The organism is Methanoregula sp., from assembly GCF_049686655.1.
In the GTDB taxonomy this organism is placed as follows: Archaea; Halobacteriota; Methanomicrobia; order Methanomicrobiales; family Methanospirillaceae; genus Methanoregula.
Window position 1 is genome coordinate 104,637 of sequence record NZ_JBAVIG010000067.1, and the last position, 24,663, is coordinate 129,299.

28 protein-coding genes are annotated in these 24,663 nt (G+C 57.2%); 9 read left to right on the top strand and 19 right to left on the bottom strand.

Features of this window, described 5'->3' with window-relative positions:
* From WBL42_RS09970 to WBL42_RS10020, 11 genes are all read right to left on the bottom strand, one after another.
* Window positions 1–1,458 (bottom strand): TrkH family potassium uptake protein, encoded by a 1,458-nt coding sequence (locus WBL42_RS09970; protein ID WP_424721118.1) that lies wholly within the window; start codon window positions 1,456–1,458, stop codon window positions 1–3.
* Between the two features lie 73 nt (window positions 1,459–1,531).
* Window positions 1,532–1,912 (bottom strand): desulfoferrodoxin, encoded by a 381-nt coding sequence (locus WBL42_RS09975; RefSeq protein WP_424721119.1) that lies wholly within the window; start codon window positions 1,910–1,912, stop codon window positions 1,532–1,534.
* A gap of 13 nt (window positions 1,913–1,925) precedes the next feature.
* On the bottom strand, window positions 1,926–3,110 hold the full coding sequence (locus WBL42_RS09980; RefSeq protein ID WP_424721151.1) for an FprA family A-type flavoprotein: 1,185 nt from the start codon (window positions 3,108–3,110) through the stop codon (window positions 1,926–1,928).
* On the bottom strand, window positions 3,097–3,288 hold the full coding sequence (locus WBL42_RS09985; protein ID WP_424721120.1) for a rubredoxin: 192 nt from the start codon (window positions 3,286–3,288) through the stop codon (window positions 3,097–3,099). The genes WBL42_RS09980 and WBL42_RS09985 overlap by 14 nt, the downstream gene beginning before the upstream one ends.
* Window positions 3,289–3,403: 115 nt before the next feature.
* Entirely contained in the window at window positions 3,404–3,943 is a 540-nt protein-coding gene (locus WBL42_RS09990) for a hypothetical protein (RefSeq protein WP_424721121.1), read from the bottom strand.
* Window positions 3,944–5,206, bottom strand: a complete 1,263-nt coding sequence (locus WBL42_RS09995; RefSeq protein ID WP_424721122.1) for an AAA family ATPase — start codon at window positions 5,204–5,206, stop codon at window positions 3,944–3,946.
* Window positions 5,207–5,435: 229 nt separating this feature from the next.
* Window positions 5,436–6,035, bottom strand: coding sequence for a DUF2179 domain-containing protein (locus tag WBL42_RS10000; protein ID WP_424721123.1), 600 nt, complete (start codon window positions 6,033–6,035; stop codon window positions 5,436–5,438).
* A 154-nt stretch (window positions 6,036–6,189) separates the two neighbouring features.
* Window positions 6,190–7,185, bottom strand: a complete 996-nt coding sequence (locus tag WBL42_RS10005; RefSeq protein WP_424721124.1) for an IPT/TIG domain-containing protein — start codon at window positions 7,183–7,185, stop codon at window positions 6,190–6,192.
* Between the two features lie 149 nt (window positions 7,186–7,334).
* Window positions 7,335–8,171: a hypothetical protein gene (locus tag WBL42_RS10010; RefSeq protein ID WP_424721125.1), complete on the bottom strand. Its 837-nt coding sequence runs from the start codon at window positions 8,169–8,171 to the stop codon at window positions 7,335–7,337.
* 84 nt (window positions 8,172–8,255) lie between these two features.
* A complete protein-coding gene (locus WBL42_RS10015; RefSeq protein WP_424721126.1) occupies window positions 8,256–9,107 on the bottom strand; it encodes a thiamine pyrophosphate-dependent enzyme in 852 nt (283 codons plus the stop codon).
* A complete protein-coding gene (locus WBL42_RS10020) occupies window positions 9,104–10,756 on the bottom strand; it encodes a 2-oxoacid:acceptor oxidoreductase subunit alpha (RefSeq protein WP_424721127.1) in 1,653 nt (550 codons plus the stop codon). The genes WBL42_RS10015 and WBL42_RS10020 overlap by 4 nt, the downstream gene beginning before the upstream one ends.
* 312 nt (window positions 10,757–11,068) lie before the next feature.
* Here WBL42_RS10020 and WBL42_RS10025 point away from each other — a divergent pair, with 312 nt between their 5' ends.
* Entirely contained in the window at window positions 11,069–11,977 is a 909-nt protein-coding gene (locus WBL42_RS10025; protein WP_424721128.1) for a HEAT repeat domain-containing protein, read from the top strand.
* Between the two features lie 26 nt (window positions 11,978–12,003).
* Here WBL42_RS10025 and WBL42_RS10030 read toward each other — a convergent pair whose 3' ends face one another.
* The 4 genes from WBL42_RS10030 to cutA form a co-directional block, all read right to left on the bottom strand.
* On the bottom strand, window positions 12,004–12,390 hold the full coding sequence (locus tag WBL42_RS10030) for a response regulator (protein ID WP_424721129.1): 387 nt from the start codon (window positions 12,388–12,390) through the stop codon (window positions 12,004–12,006).
* A gap of 103 nt (window positions 12,391–12,493) precedes the next feature.
* The gene (locus WBL42_RS10035; RefSeq protein ID WP_424721130.1) at window positions 12,494–12,769 is read right to left on the bottom strand and encodes a DUF1894 domain-containing protein; all 276 of its coding nucleotides are present in this window, start codon (window positions 12,767–12,769) and stop codon (window positions 12,494–12,496) included.
* Entirely contained in the window at window positions 12,757–13,230 is a 474-nt protein-coding gene (locus WBL42_RS10040) for a DUF1890 domain-containing protein (protein ID WP_424721131.1), read from the bottom strand. Before WBL42_RS10040 ends, WBL42_RS10035 begins: the two co-directional genes overlap by 13 nt.
* A 95-nt stretch (window positions 13,231–13,325) precedes the next feature.
* Entirely contained in the window at window positions 13,326–13,667 is a 342-nt protein-coding gene (gene cutA / locus WBL42_RS10045) for a divalent-cation tolerance protein CutA (RefSeq protein ID WP_424721132.1), read from the bottom strand.
* Between the two features lie 158 nt (window positions 13,668–13,825).
* Here cutA and WBL42_RS10050 point away from each other — a divergent pair, with 158 nt between their 5' ends.
* The 5 genes from WBL42_RS10050 to WBL42_RS10070 all read left to right on the top strand — a co-directional run bounded on the left by WBL42_RS10050 (window position 13,826) and on the right by WBL42_RS10070 (window position 19,326).
* Window positions 13,826–14,974, top strand: coding sequence for an LL-diaminopimelate aminotransferase (locus WBL42_RS10050; protein WP_424721133.1), 1,149 nt, complete (start codon window positions 13,826–13,828; stop codon window positions 14,972–14,974).
* On the top strand, window positions 14,971–16,263 hold the full coding sequence (lysA, locus tag WBL42_RS10055) for a diaminopimelate decarboxylase (RefSeq protein WP_424721134.1): 1,293 nt from the start codon (window positions 14,971–14,973) through the stop codon (window positions 16,261–16,263). Before WBL42_RS10050 ends, lysA begins: the two co-directional genes overlap by 4 nt.
* A 12-nt stretch (window positions 16,264–16,275) precedes the next feature.
* Window positions 16,276–17,574: a nucleic acid-binding protein gene (locus WBL42_RS10060; protein ID WP_424721135.1), complete on the top strand. Its 1,299-nt coding sequence runs from the start codon at window positions 16,276–16,278 to the stop codon at window positions 17,572–17,574.
* Window positions 17,575–17,656: 82 nt separating this feature from the next.
* A complete protein-coding gene (radA, locus tag WBL42_RS10065; protein ID WP_424721136.1) occupies window positions 17,657–18,634 on the top strand; it encodes a DNA repair and recombination protein RadA in 978 nt (325 codons plus the stop codon).
* Entirely contained in the window at window positions 18,628–19,326 is a 699-nt protein-coding gene (locus WBL42_RS10070) for a phosphoglycolate phosphatase (RefSeq protein WP_424721137.1), read from the top strand. Before radA ends, WBL42_RS10070 begins: the two co-directional genes overlap by 7 nt.
* Here WBL42_RS10070 and WBL42_RS10075 read toward each other — a convergent pair.
* The 3 genes from WBL42_RS10075 to WBL42_RS10085 all read right to left on the bottom strand — a co-directional run bounded on the left by WBL42_RS10075 (window position 19,308) and on the right by WBL42_RS10085 (window position 20,791).
* On the bottom strand, window positions 19,308–19,562 hold the full coding sequence (locus WBL42_RS10075) for a PRC-barrel domain-containing protein (RefSeq protein ID WP_424721138.1): 255 nt from the start codon (window positions 19,560–19,562) through the stop codon (window positions 19,308–19,310). The genes WBL42_RS10070 and WBL42_RS10075 overlap by 19 nt on opposite strands.
* Before the next feature lie 84 nt (window positions 19,563–19,646).
* Window positions 19,647–19,856 carry a histone family protein gene (locus WBL42_RS10080; RefSeq protein WP_424721139.1) on the bottom strand — a complete coding sequence of 70 codons (210 nt, stop codon included), beginning with the start codon at window positions 19,854–19,856 and terminating at the stop codon, window positions 19,647–19,649.
* A 56-nt stretch (window positions 19,857–19,912) separates the two neighbouring features.
* Window positions 19,913–20,791, bottom strand: coding sequence for a CBS domain-containing protein (locus WBL42_RS10085; RefSeq protein ID WP_424721140.1), 879 nt, complete (start codon window positions 20,789–20,791; stop codon window positions 19,913–19,915).
* Window positions 20,792–20,856: 65 nt separating this feature from the next.
* Between WBL42_RS10085 and WBL42_RS10090 the strand changes: the two genes are divergently transcribed.
* Complete coding sequence (locus WBL42_RS10090; protein WP_424721141.1) at window positions 20,857–21,924, top strand: NOG1 family protein; 1,068 nt, start codon at window positions 20,857–20,859, stop codon at window positions 21,922–21,924.
* Window positions 21,925–22,210: 286 nt separating this feature from the next.
* Here WBL42_RS10090 and WBL42_RS10095 read toward each other — a convergent pair whose 3' ends face one another.
* Entirely contained in the window at window positions 22,211–23,107 is an 897-nt protein-coding gene (locus WBL42_RS10095; RefSeq protein ID WP_424721142.1) for a presenilin family intramembrane aspartyl protease PSH, read from the bottom strand.
* A gap of 77 nt (window positions 23,108–23,184) precedes the next feature.
* Between WBL42_RS10095 and WBL42_RS10100 the strand changes: the two genes are divergently transcribed.
* The gene (locus WBL42_RS10100; protein ID WP_424721143.1) at window positions 23,185–23,499 is read left to right on the top strand and encodes a hypothetical protein; all 315 of its coding nucleotides are present in this window, start codon (window positions 23,185–23,187) and stop codon (window positions 23,497–23,499) included.
* A gap of 36 nt (window positions 23,500–23,535) precedes the next feature.
* On the top strand, window positions 23,536–24,537 hold the full coding sequence (gene fen, locus WBL42_RS10105; protein WP_424721144.1) for a flap endonuclease-1: 1,002 nt from the start codon (window positions 23,536–23,538) through the stop codon (window positions 24,535–24,537).
* Window positions 24,538–24,663: the final 126 nt, after the last annotated feature.

A 24,663-nucleotide genomic window follows, 5' to 3' on the forward strand; every position in this document is an offset into this window, starting at 1 on the left:
CTATTCCGCACCGCGGAACAGGGCAAGGACGAGCATCACGACCGGGATCACTTCAAGCCGGCCTACCCACATCACGACAATAAAGATCCACTTGGAGATGACCGGCATATCGGGCGAGACGTAACCGGTATTAATTCCGCAGGTGGAAAATGCCGATACCACTTCGAAGACGATCTCCGTGATAGAATAACTGGTGAACTGGAACTGGAGGACAAGAATCGTGGCGACGAAGATCGTGATAACCGAGAGGATGATGACGAGCATGTTCTTTGCGGTCTCAAGCTCTGCGGTGGCCCGTGGGATGACGCGTCCCTCGATCCGGAACGGCAGGAATACCTTCCCGCTCACGTAGAGCCGCCGGAACCACCAGAGGAGGGCCCGGAAAGCAAAGGCGACACGGTCGAGCTTGATCCCGCCTGCTGTGCTTCCCGCAGCCCCGCCGATGAAAGCAAGCATCGCGAGGAAGAGCAGGGTCACGCTGGCCCAGACGTGGAAATCCGCTGTCTGGAATCCGGTGGTGGTGAGGGCTGACGCCGCCATGAAGAGTCCCTGCTCGAGCGCAGGGAGGAGATCAAGGTTCCCGAAGAAGACCAGGTCATAGGTCAGGACAGCAGTCCCGAGGGCAAGGAAAAAGAAGAAGAGTTTGACCTGCTCGTCGCCAAACAGGCTCCAGCGGCGGTTCTCCAGGATGAGGTAATAGAGCCGGAACGGTAATGCCCCGGCAATCATGATCGCGACCAGGATCAGTTCGAGCAGCACGCTATGGTACGCGAGGATCCCGCCCGGGTGCAGGGTGAATCCCCCTGTCGAGATTGCCGAAAGGGCAAGGTTGACCGACTCCCACAGGGAGAGTCCGGTGAAGAGGACGAGCCCGATTGCGCAGAACGTGAGGACCCCGTAAATCTTCCAGAGGTTACGGCCAGTTGCAATCACGGTGGGCAGCAGCGGCTCGTCCCTGCTCTCGCTCCGGAAGATCCTGGACCGGAACAGGCCCGTGCTGCTGGCAAGTGCAAGGGAGAACGAGATGATTCCAAGCCCGCCTACCCATTGCATATAGGATCTCCAGAAGAGCAGGGTGAATGGCGTGGTATCAAGGGTGCGGATCATGGTAAACGCAGTCCCGGTCCATCCTGCCATCCCTTCGAAGACCGCATCGGTAAACCCCATGTGCAGGCCCAGCATGAACGGGATGCCGCTCACCATCGCACAGGAAAGCCAGAAGAGTGCTACCGTGCACATGGCAGACGAAAGCCTTGTCCCCTGCTGCCTGCGGGGAAATCTCCGCAGGATCATTCCCGCAGTAAAGAATATGCCCGGCACGAGTGCCATGGGGATGAGCATGTTCCACTCGGAAAAGATGACGGCAACGAACAGGGGGACGAGGGTTACCGGGGCGATGAATGCAAAAATGTCCCCGAGATCAGCGATGATCGTAGAGACGTGCTCGAACCGGCGCATCACTATTGGGTTGCCGCTTGTCCCCTAATAGTGTTTGCCCGGGCTGTTGCGGGATTAAAAAAGGGAGGGCGTCTCACGCCTTGTTCGTCCAAAGCCCGTGAACATTGCAGTATGCCCGGGCCTTGACCGTGACATCCGGGACGCAGAACTCGGCCTCAGGCCTGTCGCCCGGTTTAAGTTCATGGATATAGACCGTCCCGCCGTACCGGACTTCGATCCATTCGATATAGTGCTTCTCTTCCATAGGGTGGGGAACGGACCCGACTTTAACGATAATACCCTTTGCCGACTTCTCGACAACCGGCACATGCTTCTCCTTGCCCGCATCCTCGGTCTTCTCCGGCATGAGGGTCATGGGCTGGCCGCAGCAGACCATGGTCCCGCCCGAGGCATGAATGACCCGGGTGGTGTTCCCGCATACTCCACATTTGTAGACTTCATACAGGTTTGTCATAGTTCCTCCATACTTACACGATGTTACTTTCCTTATGCTTCTTCAATATTTCGTCCGCGAGCCGGTCGAGTGCAACCATGGCGGCCTCGTCCGGGGCACCCTTGATCACTACGGGTTCAAGCACCTCGACCCTGACATGGTCGAGCATTTTCACGATGGTCTCGGCCGACTTGCCGCCCCACCCGTATGACCCTATTACCGTGGCAAACCGGACTTTGGGCTTCAGTACATTGGCCAGGTACGTGGCATAGACCACCTGCGGGTGGGGGCCGAAGAGGACGGTCGGCGTTCCGACAACGACTGTTGCCGCGTCCACGAGAGAGAGGGCCAGCTCCCCGATATCGGTGTGCGTGAGGTTGAATGGTTTGACCCTGATGCCCCGTTCGATGAGCGCGGCCGTCAGGTGCTCCACCATCTTCTTTGTACTCCCGTGCATGGATACATAGGGGATTACAACCTCGTTTTTCACGTCGTCCGAGACCCATTCAGCATAGGCATCGAGAATGAACTTCGGGTTGCGGTGGATCGGGCCGTGGCTCGGTGCGATCATCTCAAGCGGGAGGGCCCGGACCTTCTCTATATACCCCCGGATACTGTTCCGGAACGGCATCATGATCTCGGCATAATACCGTTTCGCGGACCGGTAGGCATCTGCCTCGTCGGTTACGTACAGGTCGCTTGAGGCGACGTGGTACCCGAACAGGTCGCAGGGGAAGAGGATCTTATCCTCCTGCAGGTACGTAACCTGGGTCTCGGGCCAGTGGGTCCAGGGGGTGAGGAAGAACTGGAGGGTCCGATCCCCAAGGGAGAGTGTCTCCCCGTCCTTGATCACCGTGACAGACCCGGCGTCGATCTGCAGGAGGGATACGAGAAGGTCTTTGCATTTCTCGTTCGTCACCACTTTTGCCCCGGGGTACATCTCAAGGATCATCGGGAGCGAACCCGAATGGTCCTGCTCGGCATGGTTGATGACCACGTAATCGATCCGGTCCACCCCGAGCCGGATCAGGTTGAGGATCAGGTCCTCCTCTTTTGCCGGATCGACCGTGTCGATCAGTGCCGTCTTTGTACTTCCCCGGACCAGGTACGAGTTGTAACTCGTGCCGTCCGGAAGAGGGATCAGTTCGTCAAAGATCCGCCGGTCGAAGTCGAGTGCCCCGACCCAGTAGACCCCTTTTGTAATTTCACGTGATACCATTGCCATCAGCCATCCCTGCAGAATTTATCTTTTGATGCAAAACATACACAGCACGGGAAGTCACCGGGAAGTTCCTGAAAAATCGATTCCCGGGGAATTTCCAGGAGGACTCCCCCTTCTCCGGATCATACACATGCCCGCAGATACTGCACACATACCGTACCCTCAGAATCAACACCCTGTCCGGAATCTGGATAGTACAAGAGTGGCAGGGCGATTAAAAAATGATTCCGATACGGACAACATGGCCCGTGATCAACAGGCATAAAGGAACGCAGGCGGGATTGCCGGTATCAGGGTTCCGGTGGCTGCTGCAGATAATACCTGCTGGCAAAAAAGTCAAAGGAGTGGTTCCTGCGGGCCGCAGTCTCAATGGAGAATGACTTGAGGATCTCGAACATGAAGTCGATACGGGAATCAAATCTCCGGGGGATGAGGCGGTTGAAGTCCTCCTTTGTCAACTCGTCGGTGGATGCAGGGTCGGTGATACCCAGTTCCCGTGCCAGGTCTCCTGATATGCCCGCATAATACCAGCTTTCGATCTCCTTTATGACAATTACGATGCTTTTGCTGTCGATATTGCTGAACCGGTAATAAAGGATCTGTTTTTTGTCCCTGACAGAATGCTCGAAATCGATGTCGGCAACAAAGATGTAATCATTATTCATCTGGCGGACGCTCTGGAGGAACCGGTTCACCTTGTCGCGCTTGATACAGGCGTAGGGAATGATCTCCACGGAATCATACCGTGGTGCCAGGAGGGGCTTGACGATGCGGCCGAAGAACCGCACGTCGTCCTGCCCTTCGACCATGATGAAGAGACGCCGTTTCATTTACATTCCCAGCAGGTTCTGGACATACAGTTCCTCAATACCGATCTCGTTCTCCAGGAATGTCCTGACCTCTTCCTTATCTGAGGGCCGCGAGACAATGGAGAAACCCCCGCTGTCCCGGGAGATCAGCAGGATGTCGTTGAGGAACGCATGCTTGACCACCTCCGTGCTGTGGGTGGTGATCATGATCTGCTTGTTCCGCGATGCTTCCTTCATCATACCCATCACCCGGGCTACGAGGAACGGGTGGATGTGCCTGACCGGCTCCTCAATAATGATGAACGGTTTCTCTTCGAAATAGAGAGCAATGATAAGGCCGAAGATAGTGATTGTCCCATCGGACAGGGAGAATGCAGGGAGATCCCGGCCCTTCGCATACCGCTCGCGAAGGGTCAGGATGAGCGAGACATCCATGAACTTCTGCACGGAGAAGTCCTCAACGAACGGGAGGATGTCCCGGAGCAGGTTGGAGAATTTCCGTTTCTTTTCAGGGTCTTCGATCAGCTTCTTGACCACGAGGGCCAGGTTGCTGCCGTTCTCTTCGAGTTCCCGCCTGCCGGTGATCACGGCACCTTTCTTCGGGAGTTTCGGATCGAGATCATAGACCGCGATCCGGTCAAAGAATTTTTCCAGGTGCGGCAGCGGGGATCCGTACATGGTCTCGAGGAGGAGTGTCTTCTCCGGCAGTCTCTTGTTAAGGAAGAAGGCCGGGATGATCTCATCCGGACGGAGCGTGCATCCATGAGGGATCCGGACTTCGTACGCGATCTCCCCGTTTACGCTCGAGACAATGATCTCACCCCTGCCAACCGGTGTCGTCCCGGCCACATTCCCGTCACGGTGTTCGCATGCCGTCACATCACAGACTATCACGAGCTGGTCTTTTGTAATGACAAATTCGTCGCCATCCCCGGTAAACCGGAGTGCAAATTCATACGAGGATTCACAGTTCTTCATGTCAGGGGGCCGCGAATCTTCCCGGCCGGTCTCAGCAAATACCGTGGGGTCCGGCAGGTAAGTGACTTTTACGATAAGATCCCGGTCGGTCCCGATCTTCGTGTTCCGGATATATTCTGCACCCCCCTGGAGGGCGATGGCATTGACAATCCCGAGGGTAGCGATGTCCCGCAGGAACCGGAAGACGGCAATAAAGTTGGACTTGCCCGCCGCGTTTGAGCCGATAACGATATTGAACTGTGACAGATCGACGTCAAACTCAGAGAAACTCTTGAAATTTTCCACATGGACCCGTTGTATCGGCATACGTTTTCCTTTTAGTCATCGTTAGCCTTGAACAAAAAGAAGGTATTGGTCGCAGGTTGGTCCGGTACGGTGAACGGTTGACAACCGGCGCGTTCGTCCCTGCAGTACCGCTTGTCCCCGGGACCTGATACCGGCATATATATACCGGTGAGGGCCCGGGTGGCACGATGATCACCCGGATCTTGTCCTGCGGGAGATTTACTGCCCTTAACCACGACGATCCGGAACACTATTTTCCTTTCGGGCTGTAGCTGAGCGAGTCGATCCAGCGGAAGAACCGGTGGGAGTTCCGCTCCGGAAAGACACCTTCGGCAACAGATTTCACTTCTTCGATGGAGTAGAATGCGTTCGGGTGGAAATCCTTGATGATCCCGATCACGTGCGGGAGGTCCTGCCGCTTGATGATGGTAAAGACCATCTTGACCTTGCCGGTACCGCCTTCGCCGTCAATACTCGTCACACCGTAATTGTTGGAGCGTAAAAACTGCATGAGTTCTGCCGGGTCTTCCTTGGTGATGATGCGAACGCTCGTAAGGCCCAGGGAGAGTCTCTCCTCAAGGGTCATCCCGACGAATGTCCCGGTGGCAAACCCTGCCCCATACGCGATATAACATACGGCATTGGTCAGGTTGTTCATCACCTGCCCGATGGCAATGAGCCAGATGATCACTTCGAAGAACCCGATGAATGCCGGAAGGTACTGGATCCCCTTTGACATAAAAATAACCCGGATCGTGTCAAGGCTCATGTCACAGACGCGGGCACAGAAGATCAGGAGCGGGACTATGACATAGGCAAAAACAGTAGGAGATATGACAGATTCCAGCATTCTCATCTACTTTTTCGATTGGTGAGTTAATAGTTTGCGGTGAGCACACCGTAATGTCAGGGTTGATGAAGAGGGGATCAGGACCTGCAGAAGGGGTGTGCAGAAACAGGACAATTGCGATCCTCCCCGGAAAATGCAGCAAAATGGGATGAGGTTATGAAGATGATGTCGAGTTTGTGACAGTGAACTTCTGGGTCAGGGTCCCGCTCGTTGCATCACCAATATTCAGTACTTTTACATCCCACAGCCCTATAGTTGCACCCTGCTCAACGGTAAATGCGATCGGGCCGCAGGTGACCTTCGTGGAATCAACGGTTACCGGGTTTACGCAGGGAATTATCGTGGATCCCTGCAGGAAGGACACAGATACACCTGCCGCAAAATTCTGGCCGTCGATTGTGTACGTCGCTTCGGTACTGTTCATGGCTGCAGTATCCGGTGCAATATCGCTGACCACCGGGGGTGCATTCCCGATGTTGAACGCATTCTGGAGGATATCCGACCTGCCGTCAGGGTTGGTCACGATGACGTTGTAGTCGCCTTCATCCTTCTGGTACATGTTGAATGTCGTCGTGATGGAAGTGGAGGAGACCGAAACCGCAGTGCCGGTAACTGCTGCACTTCCGGGCTGGATCAGCTTGGGAACCGCACCGGTCTGGAAATTGTTCCCGGTGATCGTGACGGTAACCGTGGCATCCTTTGCAGCGCTGGCCGGCGTGATATTGGAGATTGACGGTCCGGCACCGACGTACGTGACGTTTGGGACCGCTGCTACCGTGGGGGTGACAACGGGAATTGCCGAGAGCGTAACATGCGCGATCTTGACCGGGTACACTTTCTCAATCACGCTCCGGTCCATGGTATCGGTCACGGTGTTAATGAAGTGCCCCCAGGTACCGTCTGAATTCTGGTAAATCCAGGCACGTGTATACTTGTCCGTTGCCGGATCATAGCTCCTGATCACATACAGCTGGTCTCCGCCGGCATTTGTCTTCGCAATGATATCCCCTGCGATATATTTTGCCGTAGGGGCAGCAGTAGTTGCGGGTGTTGCCACGGAATTATCCGACTGGTCCGAACAGCCTGCGATAAGCACAGCGGCAATGACAAGAAGGCAGAGAAACATTCCAAACCTGAGGTTCTCATTCATACGTGTATTTTCAGCGGGCGTCCGTATAAGATTTTTTATCCCGGGAAATGGTTTTCCATGCACGAAATGTCAAATGAGAGATAAAAACAGCAGTATTATTTTCCGCCCATATTATGGGCATGACATGATCTCTGCCTGCAGGAAGTGGGTTACTTCCGGGGAATTTGTATCGTTACAAAACGCAGGGACAGATACCTGTGGATTCCCACCAGCACGCCGGCCGTCACAATCGCTGCAGCATATACCCAGGGCAGCACCATGGAAATTTCCGCAGGGAGAATACTGCCGGAGAATAAGAATACCATGCATCCCGTTACGGCAATGCCCGTGGCATAGATATCGCGGACCGCAAAAAAGAAGACTGCCATGAGCATGCCGGCACCAAGATACAGGGTGAAAAGATCCGGGGAATGCTGCACCGGCACCATTACAAGCATGGCAATGCCAAAGAGGATACCGGTTACCACGATGCCGACAGGGATAGAGATCACGGGCCCGCCGTACCGGACCAGCGCCTGAACATGGGTTCCTGCCACCACCCAGCAGATCATGGCTGTGGAGATACCCGTTGGAACCATGAGAAGGAAACTCTGCACAAATACCTTCTGGTCAAGACCGGGGGGACTGAACAGCAGAACACACCCGTACAACATAACGCAGGTAAGGGCCACCGCAAAAATCGTCCGGATCATGGATCGGAATCCGAACTGGAACATAGTGATGGCACCCGAGATGAACGCCCTGCGTATGAGAAAGACAGGAAGGATCAGTCCCATGAGAATGCATGCCACCAGCGTATAGAGAACGAGTGCGGGGGCTGTGGGTGAAGGGAAGAGATGCACGACGCCGCCAAACAGGAAGATCTCGAGTACCCAGATAACATAAACGAGTACAGGGATGACGAGAAAACGGATCACCATGGTGAAGGATGCCGGCAGGTGAACAGCTGATACATCCACAGGGCCGGTCCCGGGGTTTCTGGTCATGCCATCACATCGCTGTTAGGACGGGTGTGTCGTCTTCCGATGTATAATTCACGGTCAGGGTTTCATCAGTTTTAAAAAACGGGTTTATTCCCGCGACGACATAATCCCGCGGACTGCCGCATCGCGCTGGTCCTGCCCCATCTCTATTTGCGCCATACGGTCGTCAAACGTCGGGAAGCGGGCCCGGTAAAACACGCCAAGGGGGATCTTTGCATCCCCGTTGTAATCCCATTCCCGGGCCCGGGTGCAGGCGGCCATGAACTGTGCCGGATCGTGATCCGCAAGATCGTAGACCCTTGGGGTGTAGTAGTCTGCTGCCGGGAAGAACGTGGCGCAGATCTGGAGGACGTCGATGAACGAGAAGCCATGGTGATCGATCCCTTCCCGGATAAGGCCTTTGAGCTGGTCCATCTTCTTCGTATACCCGCGGGCCACGTAGGTTGCCCCGCTCGCGAGCATCAGTTCGAGGGGATTGAACGGGAACTCTTCCGTTCCCATGGGTGTGGATTTTCCCCGGAATCCCAGGGGGGATGTGGGAGTATACTGGCCCGTGGTGAGCCCGTAGACCCGGTTGTTGTGGACCATGACCGTGATGTCGAGGTTGCGTTTTGCCGCAAAGAGGAGGTGGTCCAGCCCTTCGGCATAGCAGTCCCCGTCGCCGCAGCAGCAGATGACCGTGAGCCGGGGGTTTGCCAGCTTGATACCAGTCGCTACGGGGATTGTCCTTCCGTGGAGCGAGTAGAAACTGTTGATATTCAGGTAGTCGGCAATCTTTGCATGGCAGCCGATACCCGATACAAGGACCACGTCATCCAGTGATCGCCCCTCCTTCTCCATATCGGCGAGGATATTCTTGAGGGTGTGCTGGATGCTGAAATTGCCGCACCCCGGGCACCAGGTGTTCTGGATATCCGTGATAATCGGGCGGCCGGTCATGGGAGTACCTCCCTCACCCGGGCAAGCAGGCTCTCGTACGTGAACGGCCGGCCATCATACCGCAGCACCTTCTTGTGGATCGCAATCCCGTGTCGTTCGGCGAGGGTTGCAAGCTGGCCGGTAGCATTTTCTTCAACGCAGATCACTGTCGTTACGCCATTCAGTGCCGCATTCAGTGCGGTCATCGGGAACGGTGAGAGGACCACCGGCTGGACCACCCGCAGGCCCAGGGTGCCGGCGACTTCCCGGCATACTCCCCTTGTGGAGCCCCAGCAGAGCATGGCAGCTGATGTGCCCGCGGGTCCGGAACTGTTCACCTGGGGATATCCTTCCATCTCCGCGATCAGCCCGTCCCACTTGCGCAGGCGCTTCCTGGTCATCAGGTCCACCATATCCGCTTCCTCCGTCGTATACCCGGCTTCATCGTGGGCGTAACTGTTCACCTTTACCACGGCCTCCTTTGCCCCCGGATATGCCAGGGGTGAGATGCCTGCGGGCGTATCGGTATAACGTTTGTACCGGGAGCCCTGATCTGCGGTACCGGGGTCTTCCCGTTTTACCGGGGGGATACTGGTACTATTGACGCTGTAGCTGCCTTCGGAGAGGGTCTTGTCGGGCAGGATGAACGCCGGGACCTGGAATTTCCATGCAATGTTCATGGCAACGGCAGACCAGTACAGTGCTTCCTCAGCATCGCCCGGGGCAACAATGAGCCGGGGAAATTCTCCCTGGCCGGCGGTGAGCACGAACTGGAGTTCTGACTGGCCGGTATACGTCGGCAGCCCGGTGGACGGCCCGGTACGCTGCGAGACGACAAATACGAGCGGAAGTTCTGCCATCCCTGCAAGCGAGAGTCCCTCGGTCATGAGGCAGAATCCTCCGCCGGAGGTCCCTACGGCAGAGCGTTTACCCGCATAGGCAAACCCGAGCGCCATGAGCACCACAGAGATCTCGTTCTCCGGATGCACAACGGTAATTCCCAGCTTCTCTTTCTCTTCGGCAAGAAAATGGAGGATGCTCGATGAGGGTGTCATCGGGTACGAGACATAGGCTTCAAGTCCCCCCATCGCAAGACCGAGACCGATCGCCTCGTTCCCGGAAAGGAGCGGTAGTCCCGGGCTGTTGCACGGTTCGACAGGGTGCACGGTGGAAAGCAGGTCGTACGCTTTCCGTGCCACCTTCAGGTTCAGGTCAGTACCCCTGGGGATATGGGACCTGAATACTGCTTCAACCGTCTCCCAGGGGATGCCTGCCGCTTTTGCAAACCCGCCGATCAGCGCAGAATTGCCCATGATTGCGGGTGCCTGTTCTTCGTGGAGTATAGACGTAACCGGAACGCCCTGCCCCTCCCCCTTCACGAGATCCGCGTTAAAGATGATCGCAGCGCCGGGGTTCATATGGTCACGGTGGCGCTGCACCGTCTCCTGGTTTAAGGCCAGGAGAAAATCCACATTCTCCCGGCAGGTCCCGATGCTGGTCCCGGCACCCCGGATCACTGCAAAATTGTGGCCTCCCCGGATGAGGGATGGATAATCAAAATACAGATAGATGTGATAGCCCATGTGACCGAGGAGCTGGGCGACCATTGCCCCGGCACTGTTGATACCATCGCCTGCCTTGCCGCCAATCAGGACAGATAATTCTTTCATACCGGTTCTCCGTATGTTCTGATCATGCCGGGGGAGGTATATAATTTGGCATAACGCTAACGGACAGATCACATGCGTGGCAGGAACCGGTGCGGGATCTTGCTGCACGCCACGACGGGCCATCCGGTACTTCGACCATTCATATAGTTATATTCAAATAGGGTTACAACCTTCATCAACATTACACAGAGTACCATATTTTCTTACGTGAGATGATGCTGCGGTTTTATTAAAATCCGGGGTGTCAGGACTACTCCAACAGTACAACCGGAGAACCCGGTACAACCATACACGAACAAGGAGGTGAAACACATGAACACAAATCGCCTGGGTGAAGACAAGAAGGCGTATTACCTGCACACGACAAGCGGTATGGACATGGACGGGCTGATCAAGGCAATCCGTCACCCCAATCTCGGGATCCGCTGGAGGGCAGCACTTGCACTCGGGGATATCGGTGAACCTGCGATCAAACCCCTGATCCGGGCGCTCAAGGAGAGTGACCAGGATGTACGGTGGCTCGCCGGTCTCGCTCTTGGCAGGATTGGCGAAGCGGCGATTCCCCAGCTTATCCGCGTATTGTCCGAGAACGATCACGATGCCCGCTGGCATGCGACACGGGTTCTGGCAGAGATCGGGGAGCCGGCTATCCTGCCGCTCATCGCATCCCTGCGGGAGGATGACAGCGACGTCCAGTGGCGAAGTGCCTTTGCCCTCTCCCTTATCGGGGAACCTGCCGTCGACCACCTGATCTATGCCCTGAAAGACAAGCTCTGGTGGGTCAGGGTCAGGGCAGTCTGGGCTCTCGGGGAGATCAAGGATCGACGGGCCGTGGAGCCGCTGATCCAGTCAGTGAATGACCAGGACTGGTACGTACGCTGGAGTGCGGCAGACGCACTGGGAAAAATCGGCGATAAAAGGGCAGCGATGTGCCTTGGGAAAGCCCTCAAGGAATCTGACTCGTTTGTCCAGGTCCCGGCTACCTGGGCACTGGGCAAAATCGGCAGCGATGCGCCCGTTGACTCCCTGATCCAGTCCCTGAAAAATTCGGACTGGTATGTCCGCTGGGGTGCAGCAGACGCTCTCGGCAACATCGGCGACAGGCGTGCCCTGGACTCCTTAAGGAAACTTCTGGGCGACAAGGACGAATACGTGCGCCATGCAGCGGATGAAGCTGTCGCAAAGATTGATGCCAAAAGTGCGAAACCGGTAAAACGGTAATGCAGCAACCGGGACCCCGGTTCCCCTTATTTTTTCATCAGCTGTTCCAGCACGGTCTTCATGTCGTTGATCTTGTAGGGCTTCGCCAGCTTGCCCGAGAACCCGTAATCTGAAAAATCGATCACCGCGGGGTCATGCGTATACCCGCTCGAGACAATGGCCTTTACGGAGGGATCGAATGCCCTGAGGTGCCCGATTGCCTCTTTCCCGCCCATTCCCTCGGGAATGGAGAGATCGAGGATAACGGCATCGAACGGTACACCGGCATTCTTCTCCTTTTTGTAGAGTTCGATCGCAGCCCCCCCGTCCCTGGCAAACAGTACGTCATACCCGAGAAACCGGAGCACCTCGAGAGTCACGTCAAGGATGATCTGCTCGTCATCCATCAGGAGGATCTTTCCCTTGCTGGCCATAATCAAACCCCGGTAGTACTATTAGTCATTCACATTACGCTATATAGTCTATGATATATTCCTGCCGCCTGTCCGGGTCCAGAAACCGAGGGAGTGTACGCAATCATTTCTTCAGGAGACGCAGCCGTGCAGCTTCATCCTTGTCCTCCACCCGGAGGAGGAACGTGCCGTGGCACGGTTTTGTGTACGGGAAAATGACAAAGTCACCGTCAAGACCGATTGCGATCGGCGGCAGGCCGATCACGTAGACATCAAAGATCTTGAACCCGGGCTGGACATCGATGGACTCTTTGAAGTTGCCCCGGATAAAATCGCGGGACTCCTTGAACGTTGCATCCCGGAGGAGGATCTCGTAATTCATTGACTCTACGCAGCCCATGGTGCCACCTCGTCAATCGCCTTTTTAAGGGGCAGGGGGTTGTGGACTGCCTTGGCTGCTATCACCGTGCAGGGGAAATCGATCTTCTTCACCTGCTCGTCAAAATGCTCGCCATACACAAGCGCGTAGAGTTTAGCCCCGGAGATGACGCCCATGGTAGCAGCATAGCTGACACCGGCATCGTTGTGGATGAAGACGAAGCAGCGATCGAAATCCCGTTTCTTCTCTGTGATCATCGCAACAGCCCGGTCAAGGTCCATCACTTCGCCGAGGTAATGCCGGTCCGGGTCGGAGACGACAAGCAGGGTATTCGCTGCCTTGTTGCCGGCGACGACGGGCGTGATACCCGCTTTTTTCAACCGGCTGATAAGGTAGAATGCAATACTCGTCTGCACCGGTACCTGCGGGCACCCGAGCACGAGGAGTGCGGTTAGTGTCCGGGGGGGTGTTTCATCTGCCAAGAATACCAGTCCCTGCCATGTGGTACAGAGTCTTTACCCGTCTCCACGAAATAACCTTGCGCACAAACCACATTTCCCGCTGCCTTCTTCCGGTATTATTCCTGCGTCTCCTCATGCACCCATGCAAGGTACGGCAGGTGCCCGCCCGTAACCGGCAGGACGATAATCTCCGGCACTTCGTACGGGTGCAATGCTTTCAGTTCCCGGATCACCGTCTCCGCCATCTCCTTCCGGGTCTTCAGGACCAGCAGGTGTTCCTCATCGTCGCAGAACCCGCCTTTCCACCGGTACCAGGACCGGACCGGCATCAGATTCACACAGGCTACAAGATGACGATCGAGGAGTGCCCGGGCAATTTCCTGGGACTTCAATACAGGGACCGTTGAGAAGATCACGCAGATCTCCGGTACCGGCTCAAGGCTTCCGGTTTCCACCATAGCGATGAATGTTGGAGTGCCGGATAATAAGCATAGTTCTTCTGCCGGACCGGGGCAGATTCCCGTGTCCTCCCCGGGGTCGCAGGTCTGCGTAAATGGACCCCCGGGTGCGCCGGAAGATAAATTCTATAGAATACAGCACCCATACTAGAGTACCTATGTACGCATCACGCATGGACAATCTCCCGCCGTACCTTTTTGCACGGATCGACGAGATGAAAGCGGAGCAGCAGAAAAAAGGCGTAGACATCATCGACCTCGGCGTAGGGGATCCGGACCTTCCTACGCCTCCCCACATTGTGGCCGCCCTCTGCAAGGCAGCACAGGACCCGGACAATCACCACTACCCCTCCTATGCCGGCATGCCGGCCTACAAGAGCGCCGTGGCAGGCTGGTACAGGAAGCGCTTCGGCGTCACCCTTGATGCAGGGAAGGAAGTACTCGCCCTGATGGGCTCCAAGGACGGGATCGCCCATATCGCGGAAGCGTTTGTCAACCCCGGTGACTATGTCCTCGCCCCGAGCCCTGGTTACCCGGTCTACCGCACGGGCACCCTCTTCGCTGAAGGAAAAGTTCACGATATGCCGCTCCTGCGGGAGAATAATTTTGTTCCCGTGCTCGCGGACATCCCGAAAAAGGTGGCAAAAGAGGCAAAGATCCTCTACATCAACTACCCGAACAACCCGACAGCCGCTGTCGCACCCCCGGGGTTCTACAAGGAAGTCGTCGATTTCGCAACTGAGCACGACATCGTCGTGGTCTCGGACAATGCGTACTCCGAGATCGCCTACGACGGGTACAGTGCCCCCTCGTTCCTCGGGACGAAAGGCGCGATGGAAGTGGGTATCGAGATGCACTCGCTCTCCAAGACCTACAACATGACCGGCTGGCGGATCGGGATGGCAGTCGGGAATGCCGGGATCCTTGCCGGTCTCGGCCGGGTCAAGACGAACGTGGACTCCGGGGTATTCAACGCGGTCCAGCACGCGGCGATCACCGCACTCAGCGGCCCGCAGGACTGCGTAGCGGACGCCTGTAAGATCTACCAGGAGCGCCGCGACGTGCTGGTCAGGGGGCTGCGGAGCCTCGGGTTCGATCTCCCCACCCCGAAAGCCACCTTCTATGTCTGGCTGCCGGTGAAGGATTGCATGGCGTTCTCTGCCCGGCTCCTCAACGAGGCAGGAATCGTAGCCACACCGGGCGTAGGTTTCGGCGCCAGCGGGGAGGGCTACGTGCGATTCGCAATCACCCGACCGGTAGCCAGGATTCAGGAAGCGATCGAGCGGATGCGGAGGATGAAACTGTGAGGCTCGCCCACCATCTCACCATCCGGAACGGCCACCTCCACATCAACGGGCAGGACTGCGTTGCACTAGCGGAGAAGTTCGGGACGCCGCTCTACGTGACGAGCGAGGATCGGGTCATCGAGCAGTTCGAGAGCTACCAAAAAGCCCTCGGCGCCCGCTACCCGAAGGTGCAGGTGCTCTTTGCCGCCAAGGCAAACGGCAACCTCGCCCTGATGCGGGCGCTGGCGGCAAAAGGTGCAGGTGCGGATGTATTCTCCTCAGGAGAACTTCACCTTGCCCTGAGCGCCGGCATGGCCCCGGAGAAACTCCTCTTCAATGGCAGCTCCAAGACCCCCGCCGACCTCCGGCTCGCGGTCGAAAAGGACGTGAAGGTCTCGCTCGATTCCCTCGACGAGCTCCACCAGCTCGATGCAGCTGCACATGCAGCAGGGAAGACCGCACAGGTCTCGTTCCGGGTGAACCCGGCGCTCGAAGTGCCCACCCACCCGAAGATCGCGACCGGCCTTGCGACGAGCAAGTTCGGCATCCCTCACAGGGAGATCCCCGCAGCGTACCGGGAAGCCCTTGCCTGCAGACACATACGGCCGGTCGGGATCCACTGCCACATCGGCTCCCAGATCCTCGATGTCGAGCCCTTCGCCCGGGCCGCGGAAGTGATGGTACGGATCGCAAAGGAGCTCACGGAGATGGGCGTGAAACTCGAGTTCATTGACCTCGGGGGGGGCCTTGGTATCCCGTACCACCACGATACCGACCCGGCCCCGACTGCAGAAGACTATGCGGCTAAGGTCATCCCGGTCTTCAAAGCGGGTGTAGAAGCCTGCGGGATTACACCCGAACTATGGGTTGAGCCCGGCCGGTCGCTCGTGGCCGATTCTACCGTCCTCCTCACCCGGGTCAACTCCACGAAATCCGCCCACAAGCGGTTTGCAAATGTGGACGCAGGGTTCAACCTCCTGATCCGGCCCGCGATGTACGATTCCTATCACGAGGTCATTGTTGCCAACAAGGCGGACGAGCCGCTGGCAACCGAGTACACGGTCACCGGCCCCATCTGCGAGACCGGCGATATCTTTGCACCGGACCGGAAACTTCCGGCACTTGCTGCCGGTGATATCATCGCGGTTCTTGATGCGGGAGCGTACGGCTATGCAATGTCCTCGCAGTATAATGGCCGGCCCAGGTGTCCCGAGGTGCTTCTCAAGGGAACACAGGCCGGTCTCATGCGCAGGGGCGAGACGATCGACGATCTCAAGGCTGCGATAGAACGCCCCCCCTGGCAGGCATAAGCGGAGGCACCCTTGGTACTCTTTCACTATGCGCTTGTCGATGACCTCATCACCAAAGAGGAGTTCGAACGGCGCGTAGAGGAGAAGATCGAGGAATGCGGGGACCTGGTGGACGAGCCCACGGCCGCGATGATGGTGGTCGGCGAGCTCGGCCGGGAGCACGTGAAGATCAGGGGGCTCTTTGCAAAGTCCAGCCTCTTCTCGTTTTTCGGGAAAATTATTGACAAGACCGAGCCGAAGGAGTTCGACCGTGCCGACGGGGAGAAGGGCTGGGTGGCCACCATTCTCCTCGGGGACGAGACCGGGACCACCCGGGTAGTGCTCTGGGACCAGAAAGCCGGTGCGGTGCTCGATACGGCAGTCGGTGAGGTGCTCGAGGTAATCGGCCGCCACCCGGGCAAGAGTACCAGGGAGATCTATGCACTGGCCCTCCGGAAAGCGAGCTGCGAGATCTCCTGTTCTGCACAGGCCGGTACCGGTTCGGCGAGCCTCTCCACCGATCCTGTTGACCTGGACGCGATCGTGATCGCTGTTGAACCTGTTCGCACGTTCACAAAACGGGACGGGACGACCGGCGAGATGGCAGAGGCAATCCTGGGCGATGCTGAGGGAACGGCCCGGATCGTGGCCTGGGAACCGGAGCTTCTCACCGGATTGCAGCCGGGCACCACGGTCCATATCACGAACGCGAAGCCGAACAGCCGCTCGGAAGGGCGCAATTACAGCCTGGACGAGAAGAGCACGGTGACCCCTGCCGGGACGGCAGTAACCGTTCCGTTCGCCCCGCTGGCAACAGTCGCCGACCAGGGGACGTATTCCGTGAAGGGCGAAGTAAAACTGGTGCAGCAGCCCCGGTCATTTACTACCCGGAACGGCACCCCGTCCTGGGTCAGGAATGTGGTAATCCATGATAGTAGTGATGAACTGAACGTGGTCCTCTGGGGGGAGAATGCCCTTATTCCCCTCGCCCCGGGTGATCTGGTCGAGATTTATAATGCCCCGGCAAAGCCCGGCCGTTCCGGGGATATCGAACTGGGTGTAGGCAGGGGCAGTGTGATCAGGGTGCCCAAGGATGCCCCGCAGCCCATCGTATTCCGGGGGACCATCCTGCCGGGACAGGGTTGCACTTTCATCGACGACGGGAAGGAACGGTACCTGATCGAGGGGAACTTCCCGGTCGGAACGGAGCTGCAGGTGACCGGGGTTCTTGCCGGCAGCCGCATCATTCCGGAGCAGGTCATTCCGGTAGAGATCAGTGCCATCGATCTCCTCGCACGAATACACAAACTTGCGGAAGGCCCAGGACCTTAAACCCACACTTTCACCCCGCACAGTCCGGGGGTTTATATGGCAGTCTTTAACATCTTGTTGTGCCATAGGAGTGTTACAAGAAATGGCTGAAGGACCATTGGATATTGAAGATTTACCGGGCGTAGGCCCGAGCACTGCAGAGAAACTCCGCGAAGCCGGGTACCTCTCGGTGGAAAGCATAGCAACGGCAGCACCTGCCGAACTCTCCGAAGTCTCCGAGATCTCGGAGTCCACGGCAAAGAAGATTATCAAGGCGGCCCGCGAAGCGGCGGATGTCGGAGGGTTCAAGACCGGCAAGGACATATTTGAGGCACGAAAGGACGTGCGAAAGCTCTCGTTCCGCGTTCCCGAGCTGGATACCCTGCTTGGCGGGGGTATGGAGACCCAGGCTATCACGGAGATGTATGGTGAGTTCGGTTCCGGTAAGAGCCAGATCGTCCACCAGATGTCCGTGAACGTCCAGCTCCCGGAGGAGCAGGGTGGCCTGAACGGCAGCGTCATCTACATCGATACCGAGAACACCTTCCGGCCCGAGCGTATCGAGCAGATGGTCAACGGTCTTGGCCTTGACGACATCCCTGACGCCCAGGAGTTCCTGAACAATATCCATATCGCACGGGCCCACACGTCTGATCACCAGATGCTTCTCATCGACAACTCCCGCGAGCTCGCAACCGAACTCAAGGACAACGGGACCCCGGTCAAGCTCATCATCATCGACTCCCTGACTGCTCACTTCCGGGCCGAATACGCAGGCCGTGGAACCCTCGCCGCACGCCAGCAGAAGCTGAACCGGCACATGCACGAGCTCTTCAAGCTGATCGATGAGCACAACGCGGTGGGACTCGTCACCAACCAGGTCATGTCCAACCCCGCGGTATTCTTCGGGGACCCGACGAAGCCGATCGGTGGCAACATCGTGGGCCACACGGCCACGTTCCGTCTCTACCTGCGCAAGAGTAAGGGCGGCAAACGCATCGCCCGTCTCGTGGACAGCCCAAACCTCCCCGAAGGCGAAGCACCGTTCATGGTGGAAGAGGCTGGTCTAAAATCGTGCTGAAGGCACTCCTCACGGATATCGACGGGACGATCACGGATTCGTCCCGCAGGATCCATACGGGATCCATTGATACAATCCGGTCTCTCGTAGACGAGGGTATAATCGTAGTGCTCGCCAGCGGGAATGCCCCCTGCTTCATGGAGGCCCTCTGCAAGATGATCGGCACGCAGGGGACATTCATCGCCGAGAACGGCGGGGTGATCCGGATCGGCTATACCGGCACCCTCCAGGTAATCGGGGATCAGCGGGCTCCCCGGGAAGCCCTTGCAATTTTGCAGGCCCATTATCACCTGCAGGGAAAGGAACTGGAGCTCTTCAGCCCGACATACCGCCATGCAGACCTGGCATTTGCCCGCACGGTCCCTGCCACGGAAGTGCAGGAGCTTCTCACGGATTTCCCCGTCCAGGTGATCGATACCGGCTACGCCATCCACCTCCAGTCACCCGGCATCAACAAGGGAACCGCTCTCGTGGAGCTGGCCGGAAAACTGGGACTTGCCCCGCACGAATTCCTTGCGATCGGGGACTCGGTGAACGATATCCAGATGCTCAGGACTGCAGGCATCGGGATCACGGTGGCAAATGCCCACCCGGAGACAAAGGCAGCAGCGGCATATGTTGCTGAAAAACAATACGGTGACGGCTTTGTGGAAGCCGTAAAAAAGTATTCCTCTTATTTCCGCGCAAGGTAGCGGTCAACAACAATATAATCCTTGATGTCCTTGACGGACTCGAACGGGATGATGAGGAGCTTGTCGTCTTCAAGATTGTAGCCATCGGTTGCGAATGTCTGGTCAGGGTGGACGATCATCTCCTGGACCACGCCGGAATCAAAATCCACCCGGATGTTCTTGAGGGTGCCGATGAGTTTCCCATCGTTGCTCATAATCTTTTTTCTTGAAAGGCTTCGGGCAAATACACGAGTCATAAAAAAATTGACGATGTATAAATATTTAAATTGTTCTGAATTGGCGGGAAAAAAGAGTTTTTCAAGAATAAAAAGATAAGAACGTTATTTGAACATTTCAGCGGCCATTCTGATGTCAGTACCCCGGAGAGTTTTCCTGCCCGCATGGTCAGACATCTTCTTTGCCTCCTTTGCAAGGAAAGTGCCGTGCTCCTCCATCAGCCCGGCAAGGGTCTCTGTGGCATCGGCACTGACGCGTTCGGCACCGGCTTTCTTGATGATACGTTCTACTGCAGCCTGGGATAATTCGGTCATGATTCCTTGATTCCTCACAATAGCATTTGGCGTGGATTATCTAAAGATTATTGCACTTACAGCGAGGGAAACACCCGGATGACATCGGACTGGGTGAGGATGCCAACAGGTTTGTCGCCTTCCATGACGATGAGACGCCCGATCTCCCGCTCCTTGAACCGCCGGATCACTTCGAAGAGCTTCACGTTGGAGGGTATTATCTCCACCGCTGTGGTCATCACTTCGTGGACTGGCATTGAAAGGGAGAGCCGGTTCTCAACTGCACAGGAAATATCGCTCATAGTAATGATGCCACTGAGCCTGCCGTTGTCAACGACCGGTGCTCCGTGGATGTGCTCGTGGTTGAAAAGGACAAGGGCATCGTGGAGAGAGTCCAGGCTCCGCAGGGTCTTGAGCGGTGCAGACATGTAGGTGCTGATGGGTTTCTTGGGCAGGGAGATCATCTCGGACGTGGTGATCAGGAGCGCCTGCCTGGACTCGTCCTTGCCGAAGACCTCGCCCCGGATCAGCAGCTTGTTGACCGGGGTCGGGCCGATCGTGATCTGGTCGCCGATCTCGAACAGCTTGGCGCTGCCGACCAGTTTTATCAGTGCATGACAGACGTCCGGGTGGCAAAGGGTGGTGAAATCGATCTCCTGGACATTCACCCCCGGGACCTCATCCCCGTTCCGGCTGATCTTCACATCGTAGTCCCCTTCGCTCATGCTCAGGTTGAGTTCCTTGTAGGCGAGCCCCGTAGGGATGTAGCCTCCTTTCGGGCCGGGCACCCCGTCCACGAGCCCGACTGCTTTTAAGGCCTGCATCTGGTTGCGCACTGTCCCCGGGTTCCTCTGGATCATGTTGGCAATATCCTCTCCCTTGATGGAGTGCGACTGCTTGTGGTAGAGGGTGATTAACGTGATGAGGATATCTTTCTGGATCAGGGACAGGTCCATAACGCTAAACCGTTTGGAGTTCAATAAATATATAATTAGGCAGGCGATTTGTGGAATTTGAGAAAATGCCGACGGTACCAACTGCGGACGAGATCCTTGACCGGAGTTTCCGCCGTGCAGCCAGGAAGATGAAGGAGAAGACCAACAAGGAGCGGGCGAACGAGGAGTTCGTCCGGGCTGTGGGCGCTGCTGTCCATGACCGGATGGTAGCGATCATCCAGGGATTCCCCGAGTTCAACGAGCTCTCCCCGTTTTACCGCGAGATGGCCGACATCCTCTTCGGCATCGAGAAGATCAAGCAGTCCCTTGGCGCTGTGGGCTGGGCGGCCAAGCACACGAAGATGGTAGGCAACCAGATTGCGGTGCAGTCCCGCAGGGCCGAAGATACCCTCATCCTCAGGAAGCGGGCCGTAGCCCGGCTCGCCTCCATGGTCCACCAGATCGACAAGGACCTCATCTTCTTAAACGAAGTACGTAACGGCCTGCGCCAGCTCCCGAACGTAGAGGACGAGTTCACCATCGTCATTGCGGGCTACCCGAACGTGGGGAAGTCCTCATTCATCCGCCGGGTCTCCTCTGCCGACCCGCAGGTGGCTTCGTACCCGTTCACTACGAAAGGGATCATTGTCGGCCACCGCGATACCGGCAGGCACCGGACCCAGTTCGTGGACACTCCCGGCATTCTCGACCGCCCCGTGGAGGAGCGGAACCAGATCGAGAAGCAGGCGCTCTCCGCGATCATGAACGTGGCCCATGCGATCCTCTTCATCATCGACCCGTCCGAGCACTGCGGGTACCCTATGGAGGTGCAGCTGCACCTGCTTGAGGAAGTGAAGGCGATGGTGACCGTTCCGGTTCTGGTGGTCGCGAATAAGTCGGACCTTATTACGGCTGACGGCTACACTACGATGTCGACCGCTGACGGGACCGGTGTCGACGATGTGCTCGCGGAGCTCCTCACGTACAAACCGATCCCGGCGAAACGGGTCCCCACACTGCGGGGGCCGGACCCGGAGGCGAAAGCACCGGCACAGGAAGAGGTTATCATCGTCGAATACGCTGCCCCGGCAGAGGAAGACACCGGCGCACGGAGAGCAAGGCCCAAGCGGGCACGGAAACCCCGGACGAGATAGAGTTTTTCTCTACCGATGATGGGGGTTGATACCCCATACCCCCACGTGCGATGTGTGCCGCCGCCCCGAAGGGTGCCCCGCGGCGGATTAAAACCGGAGTAGATCTCCTATAGATCTTTTCTCTCAAAAAAAATTCCGTATTCGGTTTCAAAGCAGATATGAGAAGACAGAAAAATCATCTGCCCCGCCGTGCCTCGGAGAGGCTCTGGGGCGGAGAACCCTCACAAATATTCTTATCTAACTGGATGGGCATCATTTGCAGCGGATTCGCCGAATTCAAAAAAGATTACCCCATCCCCGTCATCAGCGCCCATCCGGCCAGGAACCCGAGGATCGTCCCGCCGCACAGGGGTGGCAGGCCGGCCTGCGGTTTTCCGGACATCACAAAGTGGAGCAGCACGACAAGACCAGCAAGCGAGCCAATAATAGCACCGAGTGCCGGGAGGTTGACCATCCCCGCGAGCCTCCAGCCTTTCAGGAATACATTTGCCGAGACGACAAGGATCGCGGGCATGATCATGTCGCCCATGCCGATGATGAATGCTGACCGTTCGCCCCCGTCGGCAATTTTGCCGATTCCCTCTTTTATGAACGAATAATCCCTGCGCTTCGGGATGACGAAGAGGATCGGGGTCTTCTGGTCGATCACGCCTTCTGCGAGCGTGATCATGTGTTTGGTCTTGTACACGGAGATCGCATCGTAGACCGCGAGCAGGGCAAGGAGGATAACGACCGGGAGCACATCGAGCGAGGCTCCGAAAATCGCGGCAACCCCGGCTCCCATCAGGACCCCGAGACCGTCGATGATATACCATTCCGGGTATTTATACAGGATGACCGTAACGAGCACGGAAAGGACGATCACGATAACTGTTGCCAGGTCGGACTCACCCATCACCGCATAGACAATTGCCATGAATATGTAGATGAACGTCAGGAAGATCGAGATCCCGATGACGGCCCCGATCACCTTCTTGAGATCGTATTTGATCAGCACGAGCAGGAACGCAGTGAACGCGAGGATGATGGCAATAAAGATGACCGGGTTGGCATACGATGTGGGGTCCTGGAAGGCTACGATCCCTGAAGCCTGCACGGGAAGCGAGAGGAGCAGTGCCCCGATTTCTACGGCGAGCAGGAGGGCAGGCATCGCGAGGAGGGGGATGAGGTTCTTGGTGTCCATGATTGATCTCCGGAGTGCTGATACAGATCAGCATAATATTAGTTAGTTTAATTAGTGTGCTCTCATCATCTAAAAGCATGGAGATACGCGAGTACGTGCCCGATATCATACTCACCGTCATAATGGTAGTTTCCACGCTGGTCCTGATCCTCCGGTTCTGGCAGGACCTGATCATCGCCATCGCCGCCGCCCTGATGATGCTCTCGATCGGGGGGCTCTTCCTCTCGCTCCAGGTCAAGATGCGCAGGCTCGAACAGAGTGTAGTTACCCGCGAGCGTATGCTGCGCACGAACCTCGAGGAGATCTCGACCCGGATGGTGGACAAGTACGACCTCGCGATCAGCCACCTCGACGAGCTCGTGGCCGAGATGGCCAGGCGTGCCTACAAATAACGGGCGCACATACCTGATCGGGAGACGTGACTGGCCATGGGTGTTGCATTACGGGATATCCTCGCTGAGTACAAGACACCGGTGACATGGGAGGCCCTGCCCGGCATTGCGGCAATCGATGCGAATAACACCCTGTACCAGTTCCTGACCATCATCCGGCAGCCGGACGGGACACCGCTGATGGACCGCAGGGGCCGGGTCACCTCCCACCTCTCCGGCATACTCTTCCGGATCTCAAGTTTCATGGAGAAAGGGATCAGGCCGGTCTTCGTCTTTGACGGGAAGCCGGCGGAGCTGAAGCAGACGACGATCGACGAGCGCCGGAAGATCCGCGATATGGCCGGGGAGAAGTGGCAGGAGGCACTTGAACGGGGGGATGAAGTGGAGGCGTACAAGCAGGCCCGGTCCTCCACCCGGGTCGACGCAAATATCCTGGAGACCTCCAGGGAACTGCTCCGGCTTATGGGCATCCCGGTAGTGCAGGCGCCGGGCGAGGGCGAGGCGCAGGCATCGTACATGGTAGCGAAGGGGGACGCGAACTACGTGGTCTCGCAGGATTACGACACGCTCCTCTTCGGGGCCCCGCTCCTGGTCCGGAACCTGACCGTGAGCGGGAAGCGGAAGATCCGGGGCCGGCAGATCACGGTGAGCCCCGAGCGGATTGTGCTTGCCGATACGCTGGCCGGCCTCCGGCTGACCCGCGAACAGCTCATCGAGATCGGGATCCTGATCGGCACGGACTTCAACCCGGGGGTCGAAGGAGTCGGCGCAAAGACCGGGCTTAAGATCGTCCGGAATGGCGGGTTTGCCCGGAAGCTGAAGGAGAAGCTGCCGGACTTCGACCCGGCCCCGGTCATGGCGATGTTCCTCCACCCGGCTGTCACGGACGATTATTCGGTTACGGCCGGTCACCCGGATGCTGAAGGGCTCAAAAAGATGCTCTGTGACGGGTACGACTTCTCACCCGAGCGGGTGGACAGGGCGCTTGAAGGGTTCGCGGTGAAGGCCGGGCAGAAAACGCTCGGGAGCTGGTTCTGAAGGTTACCCTGAACGGGAGAATACGGGAGGTCATGTCCAGAATTTATGAAACGATGTGACGAGGCTGGGGTATCCTTTTTCTTTAAAAAAAACAGTTGTTCAGAAATACAACCCAGCCCTCTCCTC

What these genes read in the sequence shown, in the direction of transcription:
- WBL42_RS09970 (WP_424721118.1), bottom strand. Translation starts at nt 1,458, where the DNA reads ATGCGCCGGTTCGAGCACGTCTCTACGATCATCGCTGATCTCGGGGAC.
- WBL42_RS09975 (WP_424721119.1), bottom strand. Translation starts at nt 1,912, where the DNA reads ATGACAAACCTGTATGAAGTCTACAAATGTGGAGTATGCGGGAACACC.
- WBL42_RS09980 (WP_424721151.1), bottom strand. Translation starts at nt 3,110, where the DNA reads ATGGTATCACGTGAAATTACAAAAGGGGTCTACTGGGTCGGGGCACTC.
- WBL42_RS09990 (WP_424721121.1), bottom strand. Translation starts at nt 3,943, where the DNA reads ATGAAACGGCGTCTCTTCATCATGGTCGAAGGGCAGGACGACGTGCGG.
- WBL42_RS09995 (WP_424721122.1), bottom strand. Translation starts at nt 5,206, where the DNA reads ATGCCGATACAACGGGTCCATGTGGAAAATTTCAAGAGTTTCTCTGAG.
- WBL42_RS10000 (WP_424721123.1), bottom strand. Translation starts at nt 6,035, where the DNA reads ATGCTGGAATCTGTCATATCTCCTACTGTTTTTGCCTATGTCATAGTC.
- WBL42_RS10005 (WP_424721124.1), bottom strand. Translation starts at nt 7,185, where the DNA reads ATGAATGAGAACCTCAGGTTTGGAATGTTTCTCTGCCTTCTTGTCATT.
- WBL42_RS10010 (WP_424721125.1), bottom strand. Translation starts at nt 8,171, where the DNA reads ATGACCAGAAACCCCGGGACCGGCCCTGTGGATGTATCAGCTGTTCAC.
- WBL42_RS10015 (WP_424721126.1), bottom strand. Translation starts at nt 9,107, where the DNA reads ATGACCGGCCGCCCGATTATCACGGATATCCAGAACACCTGGTGCCCG.
- WBL42_RS10020 (WP_424721127.1), bottom strand. Translation starts at nt 10,756, where the DNA reads ATGAAAGAATTATCTGTCCTGATTGGCGGCAAGGCAGGCGATGGTATC.
- WBL42_RS10025 (WP_424721128.1), top strand. Translation starts at nt 11,069, where the DNA reads ATGAACACAAATCGCCTGGGTGAAGACAAGAAGGCGTATTACCTGCAC.
- WBL42_RS10030 (WP_424721129.1), bottom strand. Translation starts at nt 12,390, where the DNA reads ATGGCCAGCAAGGGAAAGATCCTCCTGATGGATGACGAGCAGATCATC.
- WBL42_RS10035 (WP_424721130.1), bottom strand. Translation starts at nt 12,769, where the DNA reads ATGGGCTGCGTAGAGTCAATGAATTACGAGATCCTCCTCCGGGATGCA.
- cutA (WP_424721132.1), bottom strand. Translation starts at nt 13,667, where the DNA reads ATGGTGGAAACCGGAAGCCTTGAGCCGGTACCGGAGATCTGCGTGATC.
- WBL42_RS10050 (WP_424721133.1), top strand. Translation starts at nt 13,826, where the DNA reads ATGTACGCATCACGCATGGACAATCTCCCGCCGTACCTTTTTGCACGG.
- radA (WP_424721136.1), top strand. Translation starts at nt 17,657, where the DNA reads ATGGCTGAAGGACCATTGGATATTGAAGATTTACCGGGCGTAGGCCCG.
- WBL42_RS10075 (WP_424721138.1), bottom strand. Translation starts at nt 19,562, where the DNA reads ATGACTCGTGTATTTGCCCGAAGCCTTTCAAGAAAAAAGATTATGAGC.
- WBL42_RS10080 (WP_424721139.1), bottom strand. Translation starts at nt 19,856, where the DNA reads ATGACCGAATTATCCCAGGCTGCAGTAGAACGTATCATCAAGAAAGCC.
- WBL42_RS10085 (WP_424721140.1), bottom strand. Translation starts at nt 20,791, where the DNA reads ATGGACCTGTCCCTGATCCAGAAAGATATCCTCATCACGTTAATCACC.
- WBL42_RS10090 (WP_424721141.1), top strand. Translation starts at nt 20,857, where the DNA reads ATGCCGACGGTACCAACTGCGGACGAGATCCTTGACCGGAGTTTCCGC.
- WBL42_RS10095 (WP_424721142.1), bottom strand. Translation starts at nt 23,107, where the DNA reads ATGGACACCAAGAACCTCATCCCCCTCCTCGCGATGCCTGCCCTCCTG.
- WBL42_RS10100 (WP_424721143.1), top strand. Translation starts at nt 23,185, where the DNA reads ATGGAGATACGCGAGTACGTGCCCGATATCATACTCACCGTCATAATG.
- fen (WP_424721144.1), top strand. Translation starts at nt 23,536, where the DNA reads ATGGGTGTTGCATTACGGGATATCCTCGCTGAGTACAAGACACCGGTG.